Here is a 21,798-nt window from a genome sequence, read left to right on the forward strand (position 1 = left end):
ATAAAAAGGAAAAGTCGCCGATATCAGTGGAGGAACCGCCGATATACGCGCTGCATCCGCCGATAAGAAGATCTTATTGAATGAAAAGCCGTGCTGGGGGCTGAAAAATTTAGTGAATTTGCTTAGTAAAAGGCGAATGCAATCAAACAAATGCCAGGTCGCCGATATATTCGGCATTTCGCCGATATACCGGGCTGATCCGCCGATATAATGTATCCATCCGCCGATATAAAGGAAAAGTCGCCGATATCAATGGAGGAACCGCCGATATACGCTCCGCATCCGCCGATATACAGCTCGCCGGCAGTTCTTATTTAACAAAAAGCCGTGCTGAGTACTCCTAATAACAGCGAAACTGCATCATAACTGACTCTTTCTACTGAATCGCATTGCCCTTAACGCTGTATCGCTGCCCGCTCCACTTACCGCCCGCTCCACTTACCGCCCATTCCCTTATACCCCGCCCCATTTCCCCGATATCGACCGATACACATGAATGCCGCTAACCGATACGCCCACCGTTCCGGCCCCGGGAAATACGCTGTCACCGCAGAGATAGAGGTTTTTTACGCCTGTTCTATGGGATAGGCTGTTAAAGAGGGCGTGATCAAGAGTTTGCGGAAATCCGCCGACCATGCCGTCAGGTCTTTTTGTGAATCGCTCCCATGCTTTTGGGGCCCCAGGGAGCTCCTGCAGGATGCCTTCTTCAATGCGGGGGAACAGCTGCTTGATGCCTTTCATCATTTTTGCTTTTAGCTGAGGTTTGTAATGGTCATAGTCTTCTTTTGTTTTCCAGCGGTCCAATGAAGTATGCGTACTGACGGTCATGGTCCTTATGCCGAGGGGAGCCCGAATTCTGTCACCCTGAGCTGAGAGTGAGAGAAAAAGGTGTTCGCCTTCTGCCATATCGCCTGTGTCTGATTGAAGAACCTGGGCAAACAGGGGCGGATTTTCAGGCAGGACATTTTCGTCGATAGCAAGGTAAAGGGTCATTGTGCCCCACTGGGAGATAGGTGCTTTTTTCTTATAGGAGGAGCTGCACTGCTTTTTTAATGGCTCATCCAAAAGGTTTAAAAAGCTTTGCAGCGGCAGGTTGCAGACGACATGGTCGGCTTCCCATGTTTGTCCTTTTCTGTCTGCTGCTATAAATGTAGAGCCTTCTTTTTTTATGGATGTGACCCATTTCCGTTTAAGCATTTCTGCCCCGCTATTTTCCGCAGCCTTTTGCAAGGCTTCTGCTATTTGATACAGTCCGCCTTCAACATAAAAGGCACCATCATGGTAGATGCTGAGAGCATAGGCCCCGATCACGGCGGAGCAATCTTCAGCAGTTGTTTGCATGGAGTCGATCAGCTGGGCGTCAAGGAGGTGGAGAAAATCTTGCAGCTCCTCCAGTCCGTGCTTTTTGATCAGTTTTCCGAACGGTGCATGCAAATAGGGGAGCAGCCTTGCTGTACCCGGCTTCAGCGAGCCCATTGCTCCAATCCATTCCTTTACTGTCTTTGGCGGCAGCGCCGGAAGAGGGCCGAGCATGGAACGGACTTCTTTGCCGATTTGCCAGACTTCTTCAAAAAAGCTCTCAATGCTCGTCATGTTTTCTGGAAAAAGCTTTTCCAGTTCTTTAAGATAAGCTTTACGGTCCTTTTTATATGAAAGAGAGCCTCCAGGAAAGTGAATTTGCATGATTTCCTCAAGAGGCTTTGCATGCGGAAAAGGCATCCCTAGGCTTTCAAATACTCTGCTGTGAATGCCGCCGGACTCAAAACCCATGCCGAGGGTGGCCCCTGCGGGAAAAAGATAGCTGCCTCTTGTGAATTTCCCGGCGCAGCCGCCCCACTCATTTGAAGCTTCCAGGACCGTCACATTGAAATTTTCTTTTGCGAGGAGAGCTGCGGCTGTCAGTCCGCCGATTCCTCCTCCGATAACCAGGACATTTTCCATTATCTGTACGCTCCTAAATTCGTCTTGCAGGTTCTTTACCCGAAGCAGGCCAAAAGAAAAATTTCATTGGCATATTCTCTTGGACAACTCTTTTTTACATATACTTTTTGTAGTGAAATAATTAAAAGAAGCGAAGGTGGTAAAGTGTGGATTGTCATTTCAGCAGGTGCTTTGATTGTGCTTATCCTGCTTTTTGCTGCCATATCCTTTTATTTTTCCAATCTTATTATTTTCCCGCGAAAAGTGGAATATAAAGAAACCTACCGAATCGGGGTAAAAAGCGGGGAAATTGATACAGATGTGTTCAATCAGCTGCAGAAGGAAGAGCTGTTTATTGATTCTTACCATGATTACCAGATTCATGGACTCTATTTTCCATGCGGGAACAGCCAGAAGGTTGTGATCATTGCCCATGGCATAACTTGGTCACTGTTCGGCAGCTATAAATATGTCGAGATGTTTCATGAGAAAGGATACAATGTGCTGCTCTGCGATCACCGGTTTCATGGATTGAGCGGGGGAAATCATACGTCCTTCGGCTATTTTGAAAAGGATGATCTTCAGGCATGGGTTGATTATTTTTATGATAGGATCGGGAGCAGTGTTTTTGTAGGGGTGCTTGGCGAATCGCTTGGAGGGGCATCCGCTTTGCAGTTTGTGAAAAAGGATAAGCGGGTCGGCTTTTGCATTTCCGATTGTTCCTTCAGTGATTTAACGTCACTGCTCAGGCTGCGGCTGAAGGCGGATTTTAAAATCCGTTTTGAACCGCTCATCTCTTTTACAAGCTTTGTGACAAGGCTGCGCTACGGATGGGGATTCAGGGAAATATCGCCGATTGCGGGTCTGGATAAACTGGAGACACCTGTGCTTTTCATCCACGGTGTTGAGGATGATTTTATTCCATACAAAATGTCTGTTGATATGTACCATTTGAAAAAGGGGATAAAAAAGCTTTATCTTGTACCGAATGCCGGCCATGCCCAGGCTTTTCTTGCGGATAAAACCGGCTATAAAAAGCATATTGGCGAATTTTTAAAAGAAATAGAACAGAGGAAAATCCGGCTGCCTGCATACGAGTAGGCAGTTTTTTGTTTAAAAAATTCCCAGGAAGGATATTAGTTAAGGGTGAACAAAACCATTTGGGAGGTCATATAACCATGGCAAAGAAAATTGCTGTACCTTTAACGAATTACTTCGAGGATGTAGAATACACAGATCCAGCGAAAGAATTTAAAGAAGCGGGACATGAGCTGACGGTTATCGGCATGGAAAAAGGCGAAACAATCAAAGGGAAGCAGGGAGACGCTACTGTTAATTCGGATGCAGGCATTGATGATGTGAATCCGAACGACTTTGACGCCCTTTTAATTCCTGGCGGATTTTCACCTGACCAGCTGCGCGCGGATGACCGTTTTGTCACATTCGTCAAGCATTTTATGGATGAAAAGAAACTGGTATTTGCGATCTGCCACGGACCGCAGCTGCTGATTACAGCGAAAACGCTTGAAGGACGCAAAGCAACAGGCTTTAAATCCATTCAGGTTGATATGGAATATGCTGGAGCAACTGTAGAGGATAAAGAGGTTGTCGTTTGCGGCGACCAGCTTGTCACAAGCCGTCAGCCTGACGATATCCCAGCCTTTGTAAGAGAGTCTCTTAAGCTGCTTCAATAATTAACTGCAAAACAGGCTCCTTTTTACAGGGAGCCTGTTTTTTTCTGATTATCCAGTGATTCATCAGCAGGATTTGCATCAATCTCTTTTGCATCTTCCGGATGAATGCCGGATTTCAGCGAAAGCACAATTCCGATGACAGCAAAAATAAGAAAAAGTGAAAAAACAGCTGTAACAAGCCACCAGCCGGCCAATTGCATCCGCCTCCCTTACCTAACATATATTCAGGAAAGGGAAGCTGGATACATATTGCTTTGCTTATTTTTTCAAGCTGCCGAGTTCTTCAACAATCGCCTGCATGTCTCTTGGGCTAAAGCTGTCTTTTTTCATCACGTAGTCATAAATTTCTTTCAGTTCTTCATACATTTCTCCATTAAAGTGAGCCGGCTTAATCGCACCGATGTTTACGACTTTCAGTTTTTCTTTTATGGCTTCGATCATGTATTCAATGTTTTCTGTGGATTTTTCCGTTAGATTCATCTTTTTCATTCCTTCCCAATGTTCCTTTTGCTACGTTTTATTGTAACATGGAAACAGATAATCCTATACGCTTGCCTATAAAAGATTGAAGCATGCAAAAAGCGGGAATGGGACGACAGGAGGAACGATCATGATAAGAGTGCTTTTTGTCTGCCTGGGCAATATTTGCCGTTCTCCTATGGCAGAAGCAGTTTTGAAAAAATTGATAAGGGAGGAGGGGCTGGAGGAAAAGATTGAGGTGGATTCAGCCGGCACTGGAAGCTGGCATACGGGAAGCGAGCCGCATGAGGGCACGCGGGCCATTTTGGACAAATACGACATCGATTACAGCGGCATGGCAGCGAGAACCATTAACAAAGCGGACTTAACAAGGTTTCAGTATATCATTTGCATGGATGCTGAGAATCTTGGCAATCTTCACCGGATGGCAGGGTTCCAAAAAACTGGCTTTATTGGAAGGCTGATGGACTTTGCTGAAAACCAGGAGAACGCTGATGTCCCTGATCCGTACTTCACAGGAAATTTCGATGAAGTGTATGAAATGGTGACAGACGGATGCAAAGGGCTTTTGAAAACAATAAAAGATGAAAATAACTTGTAGGAAAGGGGCATACTTATGAGTAAAAATAACAAATTAGTGCAAAATATGGTAATCGGGGCTGCTGCAGGAGCATTGCTGTCTCTATTACATAAGCCGACAAGACAATCGCTCACTTCAGAAGGAAAAGTACTTTGGAGAAGAGTGCAGGAATATGTGCACGAGCCATCCCTTTTAACAGATGATGTGAAAGCAGTGACAGAAAGAACAAGAGACCTTGTTCAGCGCCTCACAACAGATGTGCAGTACGTCAACGAAAAGGTTCACCAGCTGAAAGAGACTACGCCTGCCGTTTTGGAAACCCTGAAGGAAACGAAGGATGTTATGTTTGCCTCAACTTTGGAGGAAACACGGGAGGCTAAAAAGGGAATGTAGTTTATGGAGGTAAGACCAAAGGGTTCTTTGCTGAGGGAATTATTTTTCCGCTTTGAAAGAGACGAGGTCGCGGGACTAGCCGCTGAGCTTGCCTACTTTTTTCTGCTCGCACTGTTTCCATTTCTGATTTTCTTGATTACGCTGATTGGCTATCTGCCGCTGTCCATTGATGACATATTAAGTGTGATCAGAGAGTATGCACCAGGCCAAAGTGTGCAAATCATTGAAATGACGCTGCAGCAAATATTGAACAAGCAGAACAGCGGACTTCTTTCCTTCAGTATTATATTTGCTCTATGGTCTGCCTCAAGCGGCATCAATGCGATTGTCAGGTCATTCAACAGAGCCTATGAGGCGAAGGAGACCCGCCCGTTTATCGTAGCGCGTGGGACAATCATTTTATTGACCGTCGCCATGATCTTTGTCGTGATCGTCGCGCTTTTGCTGCCGGTGTTTGGTGAATATATCGGCAAATTTATCTTCAGCTCCCTCGGCCTTCCGAAAATGTTCATGGCAGTTTGGAATGCGATGCGCTACATTGTCAGCGCCATGATCATTTTTATTGTCCTGACGGCTTTGTATTATTTTGGGCCAAGCAAGAGGAACTATGTCAAATCAGTGCTTCCCGGGTCCTTTGCGGCTACGGTTTGCTGGGTATTGGTTTCTTCGATGTTCTCTTACTATGTGAGCCACTTTGGAAATTACAGTGCAACATACGGCAGCATCGGAGGCATTATTGTGCTGCTGGTCTGGCTCTATCTGACAGGGATGATCATTATCCTCGGAGGAGAGCTGAACGCCATTCTCTATCAAAGAAAGCAGTGATTTCCAGTGTGGAAAAAAATTGTCCGGAAACAATAAAATTGAAGCCGAGCATGCTTCAATTTGCTTTTCCGGGAGGAACCTTACATGAGCAGCAAAAAAGGCGGCAGCCATAACAAGCAAAATTCCAAAAGCAAACCGTCCAAAAAGACAAGCGGAAGTGCAAACGGACAAAACGGCTATCACTAATACAGCGCCAGAACTTTGAAGCAATTGCTCATGGTTCTGGCTGTTTTTATGCTGAAGGCTGGTGTATGATAGCATTTTAACAGTGGACGTCAATTAATCCGGAGGTACATAACATGGAAAAACAATCATTGCTGTTTATCGGGGCAGGCAGGATGGCGGAGGCGATCATCGGCGGGCTTTTTCGAAACAGAAAAGAGGATCTGGAAGCTGTATATGTCTCAAATACAGGAAACATGGAAAGGCTTTATGCCCTAAAGGCAAAGTATCCTGTTCATACATCGGAAAACTGGAAAGCGGATGCCGCCAAGTCGGACGTGATCGTACTGGCAATGCCCCCTTCAGCGCATGAAGAGGTTCTGCAGGAGCTGTCAGGTGTTCTTTCCGGTCAATTGGTTGTAACGATAGCGGCTGGAATCGGTCCATCTTATCTGGAGGAAAGGCTGCCTGAAAAGACGCCTGCTGCCTGGATCATGCCAAATACCTCAGCAATGATCGGCAAGTCGATGTCTCTTTATGCTGCAGGAAAAGCAGTAAACACAGAGCATCGCGAGGTTCTCCGGATGATCCTGGAAGCGATCGGTGAATATGAAGAATTTACAGAAGAAGAGGTTCATTTGCTGACAGCTGTCACGGGAAGTGCACCGGCGTTCTTATACTATTTTGCCGAAACGCTGATAGAAGCAGCAGAAAAGCTCGGAATAGAAAAAGAGAAAGCAAAAAAACTGGTTATTCAAATGATTTACGGCTCAAGTGCCATGCTGCATGAAGAGAATAATCCAGAAGCGCTCCGCGATCAAGTGACAACCCCTGGCGGCGCGACCGCAGAAGGCATGAAGGTGCTGTTCAGGCATAACCTCGCAGAAATCATGAAAGAAGCCGTTGAAGCCACTAACCGCAAGGCACGGGGAGAATAAGCAGAAAGGGTTTCTGCCTTTCCGGAATCTCCCCAAAAAGCTAAAGTTCTGTAAAAGAAAAGTCAGCATACAGGCCCATTTCTGTATGCTTTTTAGCATTTCCAGCCGATGAAAATGGAAATCAGGGTGTTCTTTCCCACAGATTCAAATGCTCTGAATGCGTCCATGGAAGGGAAAGCGTTCATATTGCTGTAACAAAAATGTATTATTTAGAAATGCGCTGGGAATTGTTTGTTTTCTGCTTTAAGGTGGTATTGTTAAGTGTGACAATGGTATCTGGACAGATCGAATTTTAAGAGGTAGTCTATAAATGGAGAGAAGTTTGTGAAATATTGGATATATTGCAACTACTCGTGGCCGGCTGATAATCTAAAGACGGAGAGGCGATTAAATTGGAAAATGGCAGCAGACTGAAAAAACTCGAAGCATTTGCTGACAAGTACCGCAAATTGGGAATTCAAATCGAAGTAGTCAAGTCTAGAATGGAACTTTCCAAGGAACTGGAATATCTTCAAACAGTTCATGCCAAGTCCTCTTGAAAAAAGCTTAAGCGCCTGAACGGCCAAACTGGTTTCACCGGATGAACGGCAAAGGCCATAGGCGCTGAAATTGGAAGCGGATTTGATCCTTAGCATCTCAGATGATTTTGTTATGGATGAAATTTTAATACATAAAAGAGGCATTCTGGCAATTTGGCTGGATGCTTTTTTTAATTGGTAAACTAAAAGGGGATGGGAGATAACTGTAACAACTATCCTCAAAGACGAACAATGTCTAGATGATATGAATAGTTCAGCTGGAGGAACAGGATCGTTCCATTACGCTGCAGCCACTCCCTTTCCGCGGGGAGGAAGGCTTTAGCCTCCTCGGCTTCGCCTGCGGGGTCTCAGCCTTTCCTCTACTTCCCGCAGGAGTTGAGTGGCTTCCGCTCCATTCCACTAAAGTTTACGATCCTTAGGAAGAATAAACTCTTCTTATACCAAATAAAAACCCGAACTATTAGGGAAATAATTCACTTAAATCCACCTAATCATTCGGGTTTTTCATTGTCTGAAATACTTATGTCCCAGCCTCTTTTTTCACTCTAACCTTCATTCTGCTCTAGACTTGCTGCATACATCACCGTGTAAATGTGCTCGATTTCTTCATCTGTCATAATGGAAAGGGCCCCAACATCAAAGGACCTTCTGCTTGAAATGTATTGCACCATATTTCTTCTTTCCTGCCTGCTCATTTTATTTTCCTCCTTGTTATGATACAGATTAGGTTTCGTTTTTATTATTATATAACAGAGTATTCAGAATGTTCAATAGAAAATAAAAAAAAGAAGAGATTCAAATTGAAATCTCTTCTTTTTGATGCATGGGTTTTTTATAAAACAAATTAATAAAAAAGATAGAAAGCAGCATTATGCTAATAATATGAAAAGGATTACCGCCTTTAAAGAGCTGCACGTACATACCGCCAAGTGTAGGGCCAATGATGCTGCCGGCGCTGAAGCAGATGCCGCATAGCAGATTGCCTGCAGGAAGGAGATTTTTCGGGAGCAAATCAGCCATATAGCTCAGACCGAGCGAGAAGGTGGTGCCGACGAGCATCCCGGCAATCAGGAAGAACACCAGCAGCAGGGAGAAGGAGCTTGTCAGACTTGCGAGCGCAAAGTCTGCAAAGCCAAAGAACATGACGAACAAAATGATGTTCCTTCTGCCGTATTTGTCGCTCAGCATGCCGAGCGGCAGCTGAAAAATAATGCTTCCGACAGCAAAGGCAGGCAGCAGCCAGCCGATTTGTCCTGCGGTCATACCGGTTTTTATGGCATAGACCGGATAGCTTCCATTGATTGCCGCTTCCAAAAAACCGTAGCAGAAAGGGGGAAGGAAGGCGATCCAGCCAATCTTCCAGGCACCTGTAAACCGCTTGGCAGTTTCCAGGACTGTCGAATAACCGCTGTCCTCAGGAAAGTCGTTTCTTAATAAAAACGCAAGCAGCCAGATAACAAAGCTGATGCTTCCTGTAATGATAAACGGCAGGGCGGGTTTTATTTCTGCAAGTCCGGCGAGAAAAGGACCTGCTGCAAATCCGAGTCCAAAGCAAAAGCCATACAGCGAGATGTTCCGCCCTCTGTTTTCCTTTGAAGAAATGGAGGTGATCCAGGTTTGCGTTGAAAAATGCAGCATGTGGTCGCCGATTCCAATCAAAATGCGAAGGGCAAACCAAAGCCAGAATGACTGGATAAAGGTAAAACAGAACAGGCTGAGAAAAACAAGGCAGCCGCCAGTTATAATAAGTTTTTTATAGCCGAATTTCCGGAGCGGCTGTTCCATAAAAGGCGAGGCAAGCAAAACGCCGATATACAGGCCTGTGGCATGCAGGCCGTTGAGCGAAGCCGGATAGCCCTGCTGTTCAAAAATGATGGCGAGCACCGGAAGCAGCATTCCCTGTGAAAATCCGGAAATGGTTACAATAATGATGAGAATAGCAAAGCGCAATTTTTCCATAATATCTCCCCGAATAAGTTAATTCCTACCTGAATGTATCACTGTCCCCTTTCATTTTCAATCATCTGAGAAACCCTGTAGAATAAGAAAGAAAAGGAAACAGAAAGGAAGATTGGGCATGAAACTGACAATGAAGGAAAAAGGCTTCAAAACAAACACAGAATTCGGCGAGCTTGAAATCTCAGGCAATGAGGAATTCGGTTTTCGCCCGTATCAGCTGATGACAGCATCTATTGCCGGCTGCAGCGGCGGAGTTCTGCGGACTATTTTGAAAAAGAAGAAACTGGCAGTTGAAGACATCTCCATTCAGGCAGAGGTTACGCGCAACGAAGAAGAGGCAAACCGGATAGAAGAGATTGCGATCCACTATGTAATCAAAGGGGATAACCTTGAAGAAGATAAAATCAGCAAGGCGATACAGCTTGTGAAGAAAAATTGTTCTATGGCCCGGTCTGTGGAGGGAAGCATCACTATCACCGAGACGTTTGAATTGGTGTGACGCTGGGAATAGTAATGAGGAAAATTTGATAGCGTCTGTTTAAAGCAGAACACTTCAGAAAGTCAGGTGATGATCATCGTAAACCGTATTTTTCTAATCGCAGTTCTTATAGGGGTTCCGTTTTCTGTTATTGGAAGCCTTGTTCATCTTTCACCCATTCTAATGTTTGTCGTTTACTCCCTGACGATTGTGGCGCTTTCCGCTTTTATGGGAAGGGCGACAGAAAGTCTCTCAGCTGTAGCAGGGCCGAGGGTTGGAGGTCTGCTTAACGCCACATTTGGAAATGCAGTTGAACTTATTATTTCGATTTTTGCTCTTCAGGCAGGACTTGTGAATGTTGTGCTCGCGTCTCTAACTGGTTCTGTTCTCGGGAATCTTTTATTAGTGGCAGGCCTTTCCTTCTTTGTAGGAGGGATCAAGTTTAAGCGCCAGCAATTTAATGTTTTTGATGCAAGGCACAACTCCGGCCTTTTGACATTCGGCATCATTGTCGCCTTTGTCATTCCAGAGGTTTTTTCCATGAGCATGGAAAAGGCTGAGACGTTTTCATTAAGTGTCGGCATTTCGATCATTTTGATTCTTCTTTATCTGGCAGCTCTTTTCTTTAAGCTGGTTACGCACAGAGGGGTTTATTCAGCGAAAAAAGAAGGCGGGGAAGAAGCGCATGAGGAGGAGCCGGAGTGGTCTGCAAAGGTTTCTGTGATCGTTCTTCTTGTTGCCACACTTGCCGTTGCTTATATCTCGGAAAATCTTGTTCACACATTTGAGACAGTAGGGAAGCAATTTGGCTGGAGCGAGCTGTTCATCGGGGTCATTATCGTGGCCATTGTGGGAAATGCCGCAGAGCATGCATCAGCTGTTGTGATGGCCTACAAAAACAAAGTGGCGATTTCGGTTGAAATTGCGATGGGTTCCACTTTGCAGATTGCCATGTTTGTTGCACCTGTGCTTGTTCTCGTTTCCACATTGTTTGACCAAAGAATGGCGCTGGTGTTTTCTATGCCGGAGCTTGTCGCGATGGTGACATCCGTCCTATTGTCGGTCATTTTGCTGAACGACGGAGATACGAACTGGTTTGAGGGAGCAACGCTGCTTGCAGCATATGTCATTATGGGAATTGGGTTCTATTTGCTGTAAAAGGGCATGAAAAAACGGCGTGTGCCACCAACACAACGCCGCAGTAGGACGAAACAATCACACCGATACAGACTGAACCCCTGTTTTAGAAGGAATCTTTATGATTGTTTGAATTTATCATACAATCTAAATATTCTGATGTAAATATGTGAAATGGGAGATTGACAAAAAAATTTCCTATCTTTCTGCCTACATAAAAAAAGCGCCTTCACGGCGCTTTTTTATATGGAAAGCATAATGCCAAAATAGGCGGATAAAATGAATCCAGCGCCTGCTGCAAAAGATACCGCCGGCGATGATTTCCGCTTAAACCCGAATACAATTAAAAACAAAAACAGGGTGGAAAGCAGGAAGAGAAAAACAGCCAGAAATCCTGGCGCAAAGCCTGCATTTGCCGTGTTCCCGGCAAATAGGCTGAACAGCGGAGACGGACCGCTTGTTTTGAGTGTTTCCTCGATCACATGCGGCGGTTCCTGTTCTGACAGCACGCCTGTTGCAGCAAAAATCAGGAGCACATACAGGCTCTCCGCCTTTGCCCATGGCAGAGGATTGGCCTGTTTCTTTTTCTTCAGCAGGATTTTCATCAAAAACCCATTAATAAAGGCGAAAAACAAAATGGGGATGAAAATCAGATGCTTCATGAGCAGTGCCTGGCCATAGTTCAGCTGCCACGTTTTCGGGTACTGCGGGATGTTCATCACCATCGTCATGAGCAGGAATCCTGTAAAGGCAACGAAAAAGACGCTCGTTATCGCAAGCGGTGTGTACCATTTTAAGAAACGCAGCCATTTGCCTGTATCCTTTGCAAGCCAGCCGGCAAGGAATAGTACTCCTGACCATAGGCACATGGCGAGAACATGTGCCGCATGATACAGCATACCGAGAGGACTGAGCGTTGCAGCATGGCTCACAGCACTGTGCGAGAAGATCATCAGCAGCACAAAGAATAGGGCGATGGCCGTATACTGCTTGTTTTCCTGAACTGGCAAAAAAGCGGCAAACAAATAAAACATCACAATGATGACGAAAGTCAGCACGTACGCCTGACCAATTTCAAATTCCCCGAGAACCCTCACAAGCCCTATGTAAAAACCGCCGGCATCAAAAAAACGGAAAGCAAGCTCGACAATCGGTGCAAAGGAAAAAACAGCAACGCCGAGTGTCGAAAGCAGTATCCACCGCTTCGGAACAAGAGCAAACGGCTTGTTTTCCTCTTTTGCAAAAGCCATGGTAAAGGTTCCGATCAGGACCGCGTAACAAAGATAAAGAAAAAATTTGCAAACCAGCAAAAAAGCAGTCATGCCTACTTCCTGCCTTTACGGAGGAGAAGCAGCAAAATGATCACGGCCGCTGCGGCAAGAATCGCAATGGCTGCGGCTGCAGCAGGGCTGATACCGGCAGCACCTTTTGCTGACTCAGTTTTTTCTTCCTTTTTAGGCTCAGTCTGCTTCGGCTCTTCTTTTTTGGCGGGTTCTGCCTTTTTAGCCGGCTCCTCTTTTTTAGCAGGAGCAGCTGCCTCTTCAGTAAAATCCAATTTTCCTTGAATCTGGTGGCCGTCTGCGCCGACAATATCCCAGGAAACCGTGTAAGCGCCGTTTTCCAGCGCGTCGGGAACTTTGGCAGACAGTGTTTTCCCGTCTGCCTCAACTTCTGACAGCGGAATTTCCTTTGAACCCTGCATCAGCTTAAAAGTGCTGGAAGGTTCGACTGCTGTATTAAAGGTCAGCGATATTTCCTTCAGCGGCTCTTTTAAAACAGCTCCGTCTTCAGGTGTTGAGCTGACAAGCTTGGAGTGTGCGCTGGCAGTTTGGAAATGCAATGCGGAAATAAGAAGCAATAAAAACAGAATTTTTTTCATCGTGTACCTCCTTTTGATCATCTGCTTGTCTTATTGTAGCAATTTTCATATAAAAAATAATACTAATGTGTGAGAGGGAAATGACAATTTTTTGCGGTTCTCTGGATAAACTTCCATACTTGAGAAAAAACTATCCCTAAAGCAAGTGAAAGGGGTATGCGAAATGAAGAAAAGGCTGATTATCCCACTGGCCGTGCTATTGTCCATCTGCTTCTCCTGCCTGAATGCCATGGGAGCGGGAACCAATATAAAAAAGCCTTCATCAGTACTGGAATTATCAAGAGAAAACACGTATCCAAACCCTACTCAGGATGTTCCTCATTTAAAACCAAGCGAGCTTGCCAAACAGCTGCTCTCCTCAGCAGGCATGGAAATTGAGAATCCGGACCTCATCAGGCTGATGAATGAATCCGCGATTTCCAACACAAAGGTATCAATCGGATACAAAGCCACAATCTTTCTCGGACAATGGCCGCTGAATTATGAATCAAGCGAAACGGCTGTGAACTGGGAATACCAGAAAATCAACACAAACAAGCTTGATAACAGAGGCGGCACAAAGCCCGGACAGATGACATATGTCCAGGAGCAGCAAAAGCGGGTAAAAGGCGGACTCACCGCTTACATTCCGAACCCTGAAGAAGTAAAAAAAATGATGCTGCTTGAATCCATGAAAAAAACCAACCTGCCGCTTTCCTTTGAAACTGTTGTCGGACAGGGAACGAAAAAGGATCAGGTGTACAATGTGCCGCTGCGAAAAATCGGCTACTTGAATGCTTATGCACCTGCTGTGAATGAAAAAGGGAAAGTGACGTATGGCGAGGTGTATCTTGTTCTGAAAGGCCACTCGCAAAAGCTTATGATCAAAAATGTTGTGTCACAGGGTATTGGTGCCTGGATTCCAGTGCAGGATCATGCTTCGTTCAGCTATTCACTGGCGGAGACACCGCGTTAGGCAGAAAAGCGGAAGCCGCTCGTTCAGCCCCGACTAAAAATGAGCCTGTGCTTTCTGCACAGGCTCTTAGTTATTTCGCTTTCCGGACAGTAAAATCTGTGTCCTGATAATAGCTGTTCTTCACTAAAATATTCGGCCCAAGGCACTTGGCTGAAGGACAGTGGCAGCTAAGTGTTTTGGCGAGTTTAGAAGCCGTCCACCTGTCATAGGCGTCTGGTAGGGACGTATCCTTCACATTCCCAAGCGCAGGGGCATCGCCGAAGTCCGTGACGATAATTTCACCATTGAAGATATTGACGTTCAGTCTTGAACGGCCGTCAGGATCATTGCGCACTGTTACATTTTTAGCCTGGCGCAAAGCTTTGATCAGCTCCACGTCGCGTTCATCATCACTGCAGGAGTAAAAAGGCAGTGTGCCGAACAGCATCCAGACATTTTCGTTTCGGATGCTTAAAAGACGGGTGATGGCATCCCGCATTTCATCAAGTGAAAGCGTCTCAAGGCCGCTCGCCCAGTCGCTCGGATACATCGGATGAACTTCATGTCTCTGGCACATCATTTCTTCTGTGATTTGCTTGTGGATTTTTTCGATGTGAGGAAGTGTCCGTTTATTCAGCATCGTTTCAGCTGATACGATTACACCGTTTGCTGTGAGCGCACGGCTGTTATCAATCATCCGGTCAAAATATTTGATGCGCTGCTCGTATGATGGCTTTTTCTCCATCATCGCAAACCCGCCTTCAGCAAAATCGTCCAATGTGCCCCAGTTATGGGAAATGTGCAGCACATCAAGGTATGGAATAATTTTTTCATAACGCTTCAAATCCAATGTTAAATTAGAATTGATCTGGGTGCGAACGCCGCGTTCGCGGGCATATTTCAGCAATGGAACAACATATTGATCAACGGATTTCAGAGACAGCATCGGCTCGCCGCCAGTTATGCTCAGGGAGCGGAGATACGGAATCTCTTCCAGTCTTTTCAGCAAAAGCTCAATTGGAAGGGCCCGCGGATCCTTCGGCTGCAGGGTGTATCCGACAGCACAGTGCTCACAGCGCATGTTGCACAGTGTTGTTGTCGTAAACTCCACGTTGGTTAAAAGGCTTTTCCCATACTGCTCTATATCTAAATAGGCTTCCCACGGGTCATGTTCAGGGGTAATCGGGGCAAGTGCACTTGCGGCTTTCATCGTAAAACTCCTTTCAGATCAAAACACTAGTGTACCATACTTTCCCTGCATGAAAACGATGCTATAGGTGTTGAAAAAAAGCCGTTTTTAAGCTACGATAGAGGCGTTGCTGAAAGGAGCTGCACAACAATGGGCAATGCCGTAAATGATAAAGAATCACAAGTGAGCTATTTAAAAAACCGGTTCAACATGTTCATGGAAGTTTTGGACACAATCGATCCCGAATCGACTGATGTAGAAGACATCGACAGACTCATTTCCATGCTTGATGACCTGGAATTAAAATATGAAGTATTTAAAAAAGACTGGGAAAAAGCTGACCAGGAAGAAAAATAAAGTGAAGACCCCTGCTTGTTTATTTTATGAAGCAGGGGTTTGTTTTTATTTTTGGATCTTTTAAAAATGGCTGTTGATTTCCGTTCCAGTCGGCCGCTTTCCGCGGGGCGGGCGCTGAGCCTCCTCGCCGCTTGGCGCCTCCGGGGTCTCACCTGTCCCGCTGCTCCCGCAGGAGTCGGCCGCCTTCCACTTCAATCAACAGGTGCATATAAATCAATATCCTTCTTTAACAGAGCCTTATTTTTTAAAAAAGGCTCTGTTAAACGTTAATGATATTTCATCAAAAGAAAAGAACCCATTTATGAGTTCTTCTTGTATGCATCTTCTTCAACTAAAGCATGCGATAGTTCCATAAGGTTTATTTCTAAATTGATGCTTTAAACCAATAAAATTGGTTCGAATTCTAAATTTCTGCCCAATTTATTATTCTTAATAAATTGGAAGAATTCTTGAGAAACTAAAATTATTCTTGCACACATATGACCGTCTCCAAAAGTTTCAGCTGATTTGATAATGTCTACATCAACTTTGTTAAATACACTTTTCTTATATTTAATTCCCTTTCCATTATGAATAAATTTGGTTCCGCCACATTTATGACATTGTATTGTACTTGCTATTGTTTCATTATCTTCAATCATGCCAGGACTAAGTTTTTCTTTAATATGAAGTTGATAGACATCATCAAAACTCACGTTATCTTTAGCACGTTTAACATCATAAAAATGTATACCTTTTAACGAACTCTTTTGTAATTCTTCCTTCGCTTTACTACTTATAAATAATTCATCTTCAACCCAGTTAAGCATAAGAAAATACTTACTTGCCCATTTAGGTGTCTTTTTTAGTCTAAAACTATCTTTCTGAACAAGCCCACGCCCACAACCAATACAAAGCTTTTCATCATTGTATGTGATATGTCTATATTCCATTTTTCCTTCAGGTTGAGGATATTCCCATCTCCATTTACTTCTGACACTTAGCCATTCCGCGTTGTTAAACTCTTTCGGAGAATATATAGTTTCTACTAAAGATAGTAAATCATAATGGTTGGTATTTTTATTTATTTCTTCCCAATGTTCATCGTCTTCGAAAACTTCAAAAACGCCGATACCATACTTCAATTCAAAAGGAATCTCATTTAAAGTAAGGAATTCTTCGAGCTTTTTATTCCCTACATTAAATGTATACCTATGTTTAAACCTCATTTTTTCCTCCTAGTGGTAGAAAACAATAAGCAACCATTTTAATTAAGTCATTTTACCATATTATTTTTAAGTTTTTTAAAAATAATTTCCAAAGTCTTGTTTAACTAAACTATTCCGTTAGTTTAAGAAGAAAATCAACAACATACATTAACAGACCCTTTAAAAAAAGGCTAAATTCCTCCCACTTTCATTCCCAAAAAGGCAAGAAGGATGCCGAATGTGTAGCTGATGAGCAAATAGGCAGTGAGGATTTTCCACTTTTTATCGGCGTGCAGCTGGATATTTTCCAGTTTAAATGTTGAAAAAGTTGTAAAGGCACCCATAAAGCCAGTGCCTAGTAAAAGCTGCCAGGACTGATGGACGCCTTTGCCGATTAAGAAGCCAAGCAGAAATGCACCAAGCAGATTAATTACCAGGGTTGCGATCGGAAAACGCATCGGGTATTTCTTTTTAATCAGATTGCTCATGCTGAACCGTGCGATTGCTCCAAAAAAACCGCCACTTGCAACAAGGACCAAAGCCATCATCGCTCCTCACCTCCGGCAGCAGCCCGCTTATTATATTGGGAATGGCCCAGCCGGAATCCAGACCATGAAAATAAAAGCCCGCCCCATAAACTCAGCAGTACATAAGCCATCGCGGTGCCCCAATTGCCCCCCTGAATGAGTTGAACCGTTTCCACACTAAAAGTAGAAAACGTCGTAAATGAACCGATTAATCCTGTCCCAATCCCTGTAACAAGGTGGGGATGCAGCTTATTCAGCCTTGATAAGTAAGCAGTAAACCATCCAAGAATAAATGAGCCGGAAAGGTTAGCCAATAAAGTGGCGAGCGGGAAAATATAATGCCACGAGGCACCTGTCGCAACGCCTAAATAATAGCGGGCAAGTGCGCCGATGGCACCTGCAAGTCCTATGATAAGATAATTCATGAGTCACCTCTATCTATCAGTATGTACTAAAAAAACAGACTCCTACCAGTGGTAACTGGTAGGAGTCATCAGCTGCAAGCGCGTTTATGGCGAACTCCATCGCCTATTATAAGTGAATTTATTGTACCAAAGGGTGTTGTTTTTGAAAAGAATTTACAGATAGATCTGCCTTTGCAACCCTTTTCATCCCAAAGCTCCAGGAGTATAATAAATTTTGAGTTTGTACAAACAGAAAACAAAAGGTTAGGGGATACTGAGGGATGGAGAAATTTTACGATAGCGTTTATCAACTGATTGTTGAAACATCTGTAAACCTGCCAAAGGATGTCAGAAGAGCGATCCTTCGGGCGAAGCTGAGGGAAAGTGCCGGCACACGCGCTGCTTTGTCCCTTGCAACCATTACAAAAAATATTGAAATGGCCGATGACAACATTTCGCCAATCTGCCAGGATACAGGAATGCCGACGTTTAAAATCAAAACACCTGTTGGCACAAACCAGCTCGTAATGAAAAAAGAAATTTACCGGGCGATCGAGCAGGCAACAAAGGATGGCAAGCTTCGTCCAAACTCTGTCGATTCCCTGACAGGAGCCAACAGCGGAGACAACCTCGGCCTTGGGACACCGGTGATTAAATTCGAACAATGGGAAAAAGATTACATTGACGTGCGCCTGATTTTAAAAGGCGGCGGCTGTGAAAATAAAAACATTCAATACAGTCTGCCATGCGAGCTTGAAGGCCTCGGCCGCGCCGGAAGAGACATGGACGGCATCCGGAAATGCGTTCTGCACTCCGTCTATCAGGCACAGGGTCAGGGCTGCAGCGCCGGTGTGATCGGAGTAGGCATCGGCGGGGACAGAACAACAGGCTATGAACTGGCGAAAGAACAGCTTTTCAGAAGTCTTGATGATGTCAATCCCGTTGAAGAGCTCCGCCAGCTTGAGGAGTACATTCTGGAAAACGCCAACAAGCTTGGCATCGGCACAATGGGCTTCGGCGGCGAAACAACGCTTCTTGGCTGCAAAGCAGGCGCCATTCACCGCATCCCGGCGAGCTTCTTCGTTTCTGTTGCCTACAACTGCTGGGCATACCGCCGTCTAGGGGTGAAAATCACAGAAGCAACAGGTGAAATTCAGGAGTGGCTTTACCAGGAAGGCGATTCACCGAACTTCTCTGAAAGGACTGCCGTTCAGACGGAAGCCGGAAGAGAAGTAGTCCTTGAGGCGCCGATCACAGAAGAGCAAATCCGCTCTTTGAAAGTCGGCGATGTGGTGAAAATTAACGGCCTCATGTACACGGGCCGCGACGCGATTCACAAATACCTGTCAACAAACGATTCACCGATAGACCTGAACGGCCAGATTATTTACCACTGCGGACCTGTCATGCTGAAGGACGAATACGGCACATGGCACGTGAAAGCAGCAGGCCCGACTACAAGCATCAGGGAAGAGCCTTACCAGGGCGACATCATGAAAAAATTCGGCATCCGCGCCGTAATCGGAAAAGGCGGCATGGGCCCTAAAACCCTTGCAGCACTTGAAGAACATGGCGGCGTGTACCTGAATGCCATCGGAGGAGCCGCCCAGTACTACGCGGAATGCATACAGGGAGTCGAGGGCGTCGACCTCACTCAATTCGGCATCCCTGAAGCCATGTGGCACCTGCGCGTCAAAGATTTCACAGCTGTTGTCACAATGGATTCCCATGGAAACAGCCTTCACAAAGACATCAACCAGAGCTCGCTTGAAAAGCTTGCTGCTTTTAAAGAGCCTGTGTTTAGTTAATAAGAAAAGCGGAAGCGCCTGTTCAGCCCCGACAAGCGCTGGAGGAAAATTCCGAAAAGTCCGGGTTTGACTTTTTGGGATTTTTCGAAGCGACTCAGATCGGGCTAGGCGCTGGAGCTGGACAAATCAACTTCTGAAAATCAGGTAGCTAAGTCTACATATTAATTCTGAAATTATAGAGAAGCCGCTATCCTTGGGATGGCGGTTTTTTATGGTTTTGAAAACTGGCTGTTGATTCATAAAAAAGAGGCGAAAACAGTTAGAAATGCTACCTTTTTTGGCTTTTAGAGGTCATTATAGGTGCTCTAGAGGGGAATGATAGCAAAAAAAGTATGAACTGAAGGCCAAATAAGGCGTTTATATGCAGGTTTCGCGGATTTATTTGCAGGTTCCGGAATTTTATTTGCAGGTTTTGGAAATTTATATGCGGGTTTCGGAAATTTATCTGCAGCTTGAACTGTTTACATGCGGCTGGTGAGCTTTGCATGCGGGAACTCAGTTTTATATGCGGCTTGCAGGCTTTAAATGCGGAATCACAACTTTATATGAAGCCGCCCTCCCATCCCAAATGGAAACAATTTCAAGTATCAATAATCCTCTCTTACTAACACTAACGTAAGCAACGTGATTAGGAGAGATGATGATGAAAAAATGGCTGCTGATTCCATTGACTGCCCTGATATTCCTGTTCCCGACGCTTGCCGCAGGCGAGGTTTCGAACCGCCCTGTACACTGGGGATTTTCGAAAAGCCGGAACCATCAGACGCCTGTCGCAGGCCAGATGCTGGATCAAATGATTGCAAAATACGGTTCATTTTATACAGGGGATACGTCTAAAAAGGACATCTACCTGACTTTTGATAACGGATATGAAAAAGGATACACAGGGAAAATTCTTGATGTGCTGAAAAAGCACCAGGTGCCTGCCACCTTTTTTGTAACCGGCCATTATTTAAACGATCAGCCAGAGCTTGTGAAACGGATGGTAAAAGAAGGCCATATTATCGGCAACCACTCGTGGCATCATCCGGATATGACGCAAATCAGCGATGAGCGTCTAAAGGAAGAGCTTGAATCTGTCCGCGTGAAAACGGAGGATCTGACAGGCCAAAAAGGCATGAAGTACCTGCGGCCGCCAAGAGGCATTTTCAGTGAAAGAGTTCTGGCGGAGAGCAAAAAACTCGGGTATGATACTGTCTTCTGGTCCCTTGCTTTTGTGGATTGGAAAACCGATCAGCAGCGGGGCTGGAAATATGCGTACGACAATATGATGAACCAGATCCACCCTGGAGCGATCCTTTTGCTTCATACTGTTTCAAAGGACAATGCTGAAGCGCTGGACATAGCTGTTACAGATCTTGAAAAGCAGGGCTACCGCTTTAAAAGCCTTGATGATTTAATGATGAAAAAGCATTTTCCGAAATCCCTTTGATCTTAGCATCGAAGGGATTTTTCATTCCCAAAATGATATAATACAAACACTATGACAAGATAAAGGGTGTTCGAAAGCCATGTGGGAAGAACAAATTGCGGTTGTACCGCCTTATTATTTTGAAAAAGTGCTTGACCGATTGTCGCTTGACCCTCTTTCAGCAGTAGATCTCGAAGAAAAGAGCATACGCGTCCCGTTAAGAGACAAAGAAAGTGCTCCTCATGTGATCAAAGTAAAAGCGGTGGGAACAGCAGCAGAGCCGCAATTTGAAGTAACAGGGAAAGACCCTTCATTTAAAGAAGCAGCCATTGCCGAAATTCGGCGGATTTTTCAATGGGATGTGCCGCTTGCTGACATTCAGCAGCACTTCAGCAGTTCCATGCTTTCAAAAATTTTCGAGGAACATGAAGGAACCCCTTTGATCCTTGATTTCAGCCTTTATGCAAGCCTGATGAGATGCATCATTCATCAGCAGCTTAACCTGGCTTTTGCCCAGGTGCTGACAGAACGGTTCGTGCACCAATTTGGAGAATGCGTTGACGGCGTCTGGTTTTTCCCGTCTCCTGAAACAGCTGCAGAAATTGAAGTGCAGCAGCTGCGGGACCTGCAGTTCAGCGGCAGAAAAGCAGAGTATGTGATCGATACGTCGAAGCTGATTGCATCCGGTGAGATTGATTTGGAAAAAATGAAGCATGAAAGCAATGAGGAGATCATGAAAAAGCTGATCAAGGTCAGGGGCATCGGCGCTTGGACCGTGCAGAACATCCTGCTGTTCGGGCTTGGCCGCCAGAACCTTTTTCCGCTCGCTGACGTCGGCATCCAAAATGCATTAAAGCAGGTGTACGGCATGGAGAAAAAGCCGACAGCTGAGGAGATGGAAGAGCTCAGCAAAGACTGGCATCCTTATCTCAGCTATGCGTCTCTTTACTTATGGAGAAGCATTGAAAAGAAAAAATAAGAGCGTTACAAACAGAAC

The 21,798-nt window shown here is 45.0% G+C and carries 25 protein-coding genes and 1 riboswitch; of the genes, 14 read left to right on the top strand and 11 right to left on the bottom strand.

Annotated features, from left to right (window positions below):
* Positions 1 to 453 precede the first annotated feature (453 nt).
* Positions 454 to 1,941 (bottom strand): FAD-dependent oxidoreductase, encoded by a 1,488-nt coding sequence (locus LRR81_RS18890; protein WP_231790966.1) that lies wholly within the window; start codon positions 1,939 to 1,941, stop codon positions 454 to 456.
* A 144-nt stretch (positions 1,942 to 2,085) separates the two neighbouring features.
* On the opposite strand from LRR81_RS18890, the gene LRR81_RS18895 reads away from it, so the two are divergent.
* Together LRR81_RS18895 and LRR81_RS18900 are read left to right on the top strand one after the other, a co-directional pair.
* On the top strand, positions 2,086 to 3,021 hold the full coding sequence (locus LRR81_RS18895; protein WP_231790967.1) for an alpha/beta hydrolase: 936 nt from the start codon (positions 2,086 to 2,088) through the stop codon (positions 3,019 to 3,021).
* A gap of 77 nt (positions 3,022 to 3,098) precedes the next feature.
* A complete protein-coding gene (locus tag LRR81_RS18900) occupies positions 3,099 to 3,614 on the top strand; it encodes a type 1 glutamine amidotransferase domain-containing protein (RefSeq protein ID WP_231790968.1) in 516 nt (171 codons plus the stop codon).
* 23 nt (positions 3,615 to 3,637) lie between these two features.
* Here LRR81_RS18900 and LRR81_RS18905 read toward each other — a convergent pair whose 3' ends face one another.
* Together LRR81_RS18905 and LRR81_RS18910 are read right to left on the bottom strand one after the other, a co-directional pair.
* A complete protein-coding gene (locus LRR81_RS18905; protein WP_231790969.1) occupies positions 3,638 to 3,808 on the bottom strand; it encodes a hypothetical protein in 171 nt (56 codons plus the stop codon).
* Positions 3,809 to 3,872: 64 nt separating this feature from the next.
* Positions 3,873 to 4,094: a DUF1128 domain-containing protein gene (locus tag LRR81_RS18910; RefSeq protein WP_231790970.1), complete on the bottom strand. Its 222-nt coding sequence runs from the start codon at positions 4,092 to 4,094 to the stop codon at positions 3,873 to 3,875.
* A gap of 130 nt (positions 4,095 to 4,224) precedes the next feature.
* Here LRR81_RS18910 and LRR81_RS18915 point away from each other — a divergent pair, with 130 nt between their 5' ends.
* The 5 genes from LRR81_RS18915 (at position 4,225) to LRR81_RS18935 (ending at position 7,531) form a co-directional block, all read left to right on the top strand.
* Positions 4,225 to 4,695, top strand: coding sequence for a low molecular weight protein-tyrosine-phosphatase (locus LRR81_RS18915; RefSeq protein ID WP_231790971.1), 471 nt, complete (start codon positions 4,225 to 4,227; stop codon positions 4,693 to 4,695).
* 15 nt (positions 4,696 to 4,710) lie between these two features.
* The gene (locus tag LRR81_RS18920) at positions 4,711 to 5,067 is read left to right on the top strand and encodes a hypothetical protein (protein ID WP_231790972.1); all 357 of its coding nucleotides are present in this window, start codon (positions 4,711 to 4,713) and stop codon (positions 5,065 to 5,067) included.
* A gap of 3 nt (positions 5,068 to 5,070) precedes the next feature.
* Entirely contained in the window at positions 5,071 to 5,892 is an 822-nt protein-coding gene (locus LRR81_RS18925) for a YihY/virulence factor BrkB family protein (protein WP_231790973.1), read from the top strand.
* Between the two features lie 299 nt (positions 5,893 to 6,191).
* The gene (gene proC, locus LRR81_RS18930; RefSeq protein WP_231790974.1) at positions 6,192 to 6,992 is read left to right on the top strand and encodes a pyrroline-5-carboxylate reductase; all 801 of its coding nucleotides are present in this window, start codon (positions 6,192 to 6,194) and stop codon (positions 6,990 to 6,992) included.
* A gap of 392 nt (positions 6,993 to 7,384) precedes the next feature.
* Positions 7,385 to 7,531 (top strand): hypothetical protein, encoded by a 147-nt coding sequence (locus LRR81_RS18935; protein WP_231790975.1) that lies wholly within the window; start codon positions 7,385 to 7,387, stop codon positions 7,529 to 7,531.
* 545 nt (positions 7,532 to 8,076) lie between these two features.
* Here the strand turns inward: LRR81_RS18935 and LRR81_RS18940 are convergent.
* Together LRR81_RS18940 and LRR81_RS18945 are read right to left on the bottom strand one after the other, a co-directional pair.
* Positions 8,077 to 8,226 carry a BH0509 family protein gene (locus LRR81_RS18940; RefSeq protein WP_231790976.1) on the bottom strand — a complete coding sequence of 50 codons (150 nt, stop codon included), beginning with the start codon at positions 8,224 to 8,226 and terminating at the stop codon, positions 8,077 to 8,079.
* Between the two features lie 100 nt (positions 8,227 to 8,326).
* Positions 8,327 to 9,490, bottom strand: a complete 1,164-nt coding sequence (locus LRR81_RS18945) for an MFS transporter (RefSeq protein ID WP_231790977.1) — start codon at positions 9,488 to 9,490, stop codon at positions 8,327 to 8,329.
* Positions 9,491 to 9,608: 118 nt separating this feature from the next.
* Here LRR81_RS18945 and LRR81_RS18950 point away from each other — a divergent pair, with 118 nt between their 5' ends.
* Together LRR81_RS18950 and cax are read left to right on the top strand one after the other, a co-directional pair.
* Positions 9,609 to 9,989, top strand: coding sequence for an OsmC family protein (locus LRR81_RS18950; protein WP_231790978.1), 381 nt, complete (start codon positions 9,609 to 9,611; stop codon positions 9,987 to 9,989).
* A gap of 69 nt (positions 9,990 to 10,058) precedes the next feature.
* The gene (cax, locus tag LRR81_RS18955; protein WP_269448738.1) at positions 10,059 to 11,126 is read left to right on the top strand and encodes a calcium/proton exchanger; all 1,068 of its coding nucleotides are present in this window, start codon (positions 10,059 to 10,061) and stop codon (positions 11,124 to 11,126) included.
* Between the two features lie 221 nt (positions 11,127 to 11,347).
* Here the strand turns inward: cax and LRR81_RS18960 are convergent, their stop codons facing one another.
* Complete coding sequence (locus LRR81_RS18960) at positions 11,348 to 12,355, bottom strand: copper resistance D family protein (protein WP_231790979.1); 1,008 nt, start codon at positions 12,353 to 12,355, stop codon at positions 11,348 to 11,350.
* Positions 12,356 to 12,429: 74 nt separating this feature from the next.
* A complete protein-coding gene (locus tag LRR81_RS18965) occupies positions 12,430 to 12,984 on the bottom strand; it encodes a copper resistance CopC family protein (protein WP_231790980.1) in 555 nt (184 codons plus the stop codon).
* Between the two features lie 163 nt (positions 12,985 to 13,147).
* Here LRR81_RS18965 and LRR81_RS18970 point away from each other — a divergent pair, with 163 nt between their 5' ends.
* Positions 13,148 to 13,939 carry a YfkD famly protein gene (locus LRR81_RS18970; protein ID WP_408631627.1) on the top strand — a complete coding sequence of 264 codons (792 nt, stop codon included), beginning with the start codon at positions 13,148 to 13,150 and terminating at the stop codon, positions 13,937 to 13,939.
* 70 nt (positions 13,940 to 14,009) lie between these two features.
* Here LRR81_RS18970 and yfkAB read toward each other — a convergent pair whose 3' ends face one another.
* Positions 14,010 to 15,128 carry a radical SAM/CxCxxxxC motif protein YfkAB gene (gene yfkAB, locus LRR81_RS18975; protein WP_231790981.1) on the bottom strand — a complete coding sequence of 373 codons (1,119 nt, stop codon included), beginning with the start codon at positions 15,126 to 15,128 and terminating at the stop codon, positions 14,010 to 14,012.
* A gap of 129 nt (positions 15,129 to 15,257) precedes the next feature.
* On the opposite strand from yfkAB, the gene LRR81_RS18980 reads away from it, so the two are divergent.
* The gene (locus LRR81_RS18980; protein ID WP_231790982.1) at positions 15,258 to 15,464 is read left to right on the top strand and encodes an SE1561 family protein; all 207 of its coding nucleotides are present in this window, start codon (positions 15,258 to 15,260) and stop codon (positions 15,462 to 15,464) included.
* A 377-nt stretch (positions 15,465 to 15,841) separates the two neighbouring features.
* On the opposite strand, the gene LRR81_RS18985 is transcribed toward LRR81_RS18980, so the two are convergent.
* The 3 genes from LRR81_RS18985 to crcB (LRR81_RS18995) form a co-directional block, all read right to left on the bottom strand.
* Complete coding sequence (locus LRR81_RS18985) at positions 15,842 to 16,672, bottom strand: hypothetical protein (RefSeq protein WP_231790983.1); 831 nt, start codon at positions 16,670 to 16,672, stop codon at positions 15,842 to 15,844.
* A 170-nt stretch (positions 16,673 to 16,842) separates the two neighbouring features.
* Positions 16,843 to 17,199, bottom strand: coding sequence for a fluoride efflux transporter CrcB (crcB, locus tag LRR81_RS18990; protein ID WP_231790984.1), 357 nt, complete (start codon positions 17,197 to 17,199; stop codon positions 16,843 to 16,845).
* Complete coding sequence (crcB, locus tag LRR81_RS18995; RefSeq protein ID WP_231790985.1) at positions 17,196 to 17,603, bottom strand: fluoride efflux transporter CrcB; 408 nt, start codon at positions 17,601 to 17,603, stop codon at positions 17,196 to 17,198. Before crcB (LRR81_RS18995) ends, crcB (LRR81_RS18990) begins: the two co-directional genes overlap by 4 nt.
* A 52-nt stretch (positions 17,604 to 17,655) precedes the next feature.
* Positions 17,656 to 17,716, bottom strand: a riboswitch (Fluoride riboswitch).
* A gap of 147 nt (positions 17,717 to 17,863) precedes the next feature.
* Here crcB (LRR81_RS18995) and LRR81_RS19000 point away from each other — a divergent pair.
* The 3 genes from LRR81_RS19000 to LRR81_RS19010 all read left to right on the top strand — a co-directional run bounded on the left by LRR81_RS19000 (position 17,864) and on the right by LRR81_RS19010 (position 21,780).
* The gene (locus LRR81_RS19000; protein ID WP_231790986.1) at positions 17,864 to 19,390 is read left to right on the top strand and encodes a fumarate hydratase; all 1,527 of its coding nucleotides are present in this window, start codon (positions 17,864 to 17,866) and stop codon (positions 19,388 to 19,390) included.
* A gap of 643 nt (positions 19,391 to 20,033) precedes the next feature.
* Positions 20,034 to 20,822, top strand: a complete 789-nt coding sequence (gene pdaA / locus LRR81_RS19005; protein WP_231790987.1) for a delta-lactam-biosynthetic de-N-acetylase — start codon at positions 20,034 to 20,036, stop codon at positions 20,820 to 20,822.
* Between the two features lie 79 nt (positions 20,823 to 20,901).
* Positions 20,902 to 21,780, top strand: coding sequence for a DNA-3-methyladenine glycosylase family protein (locus tag LRR81_RS19010; protein WP_231790988.1), 879 nt, complete (start codon positions 20,902 to 20,904; stop codon positions 21,778 to 21,780).
* Positions 21,781 to 21,798: the final 18 nt, after the last annotated feature.

This window comes from Metabacillus kandeliae, assembly GCF_021166585.1.
Lineage (GTDB): Bacteria > Bacillota > Bacilli > Bacillales > Bacillaceae > Metabacillus_B > Metabacillus_B kandeliae.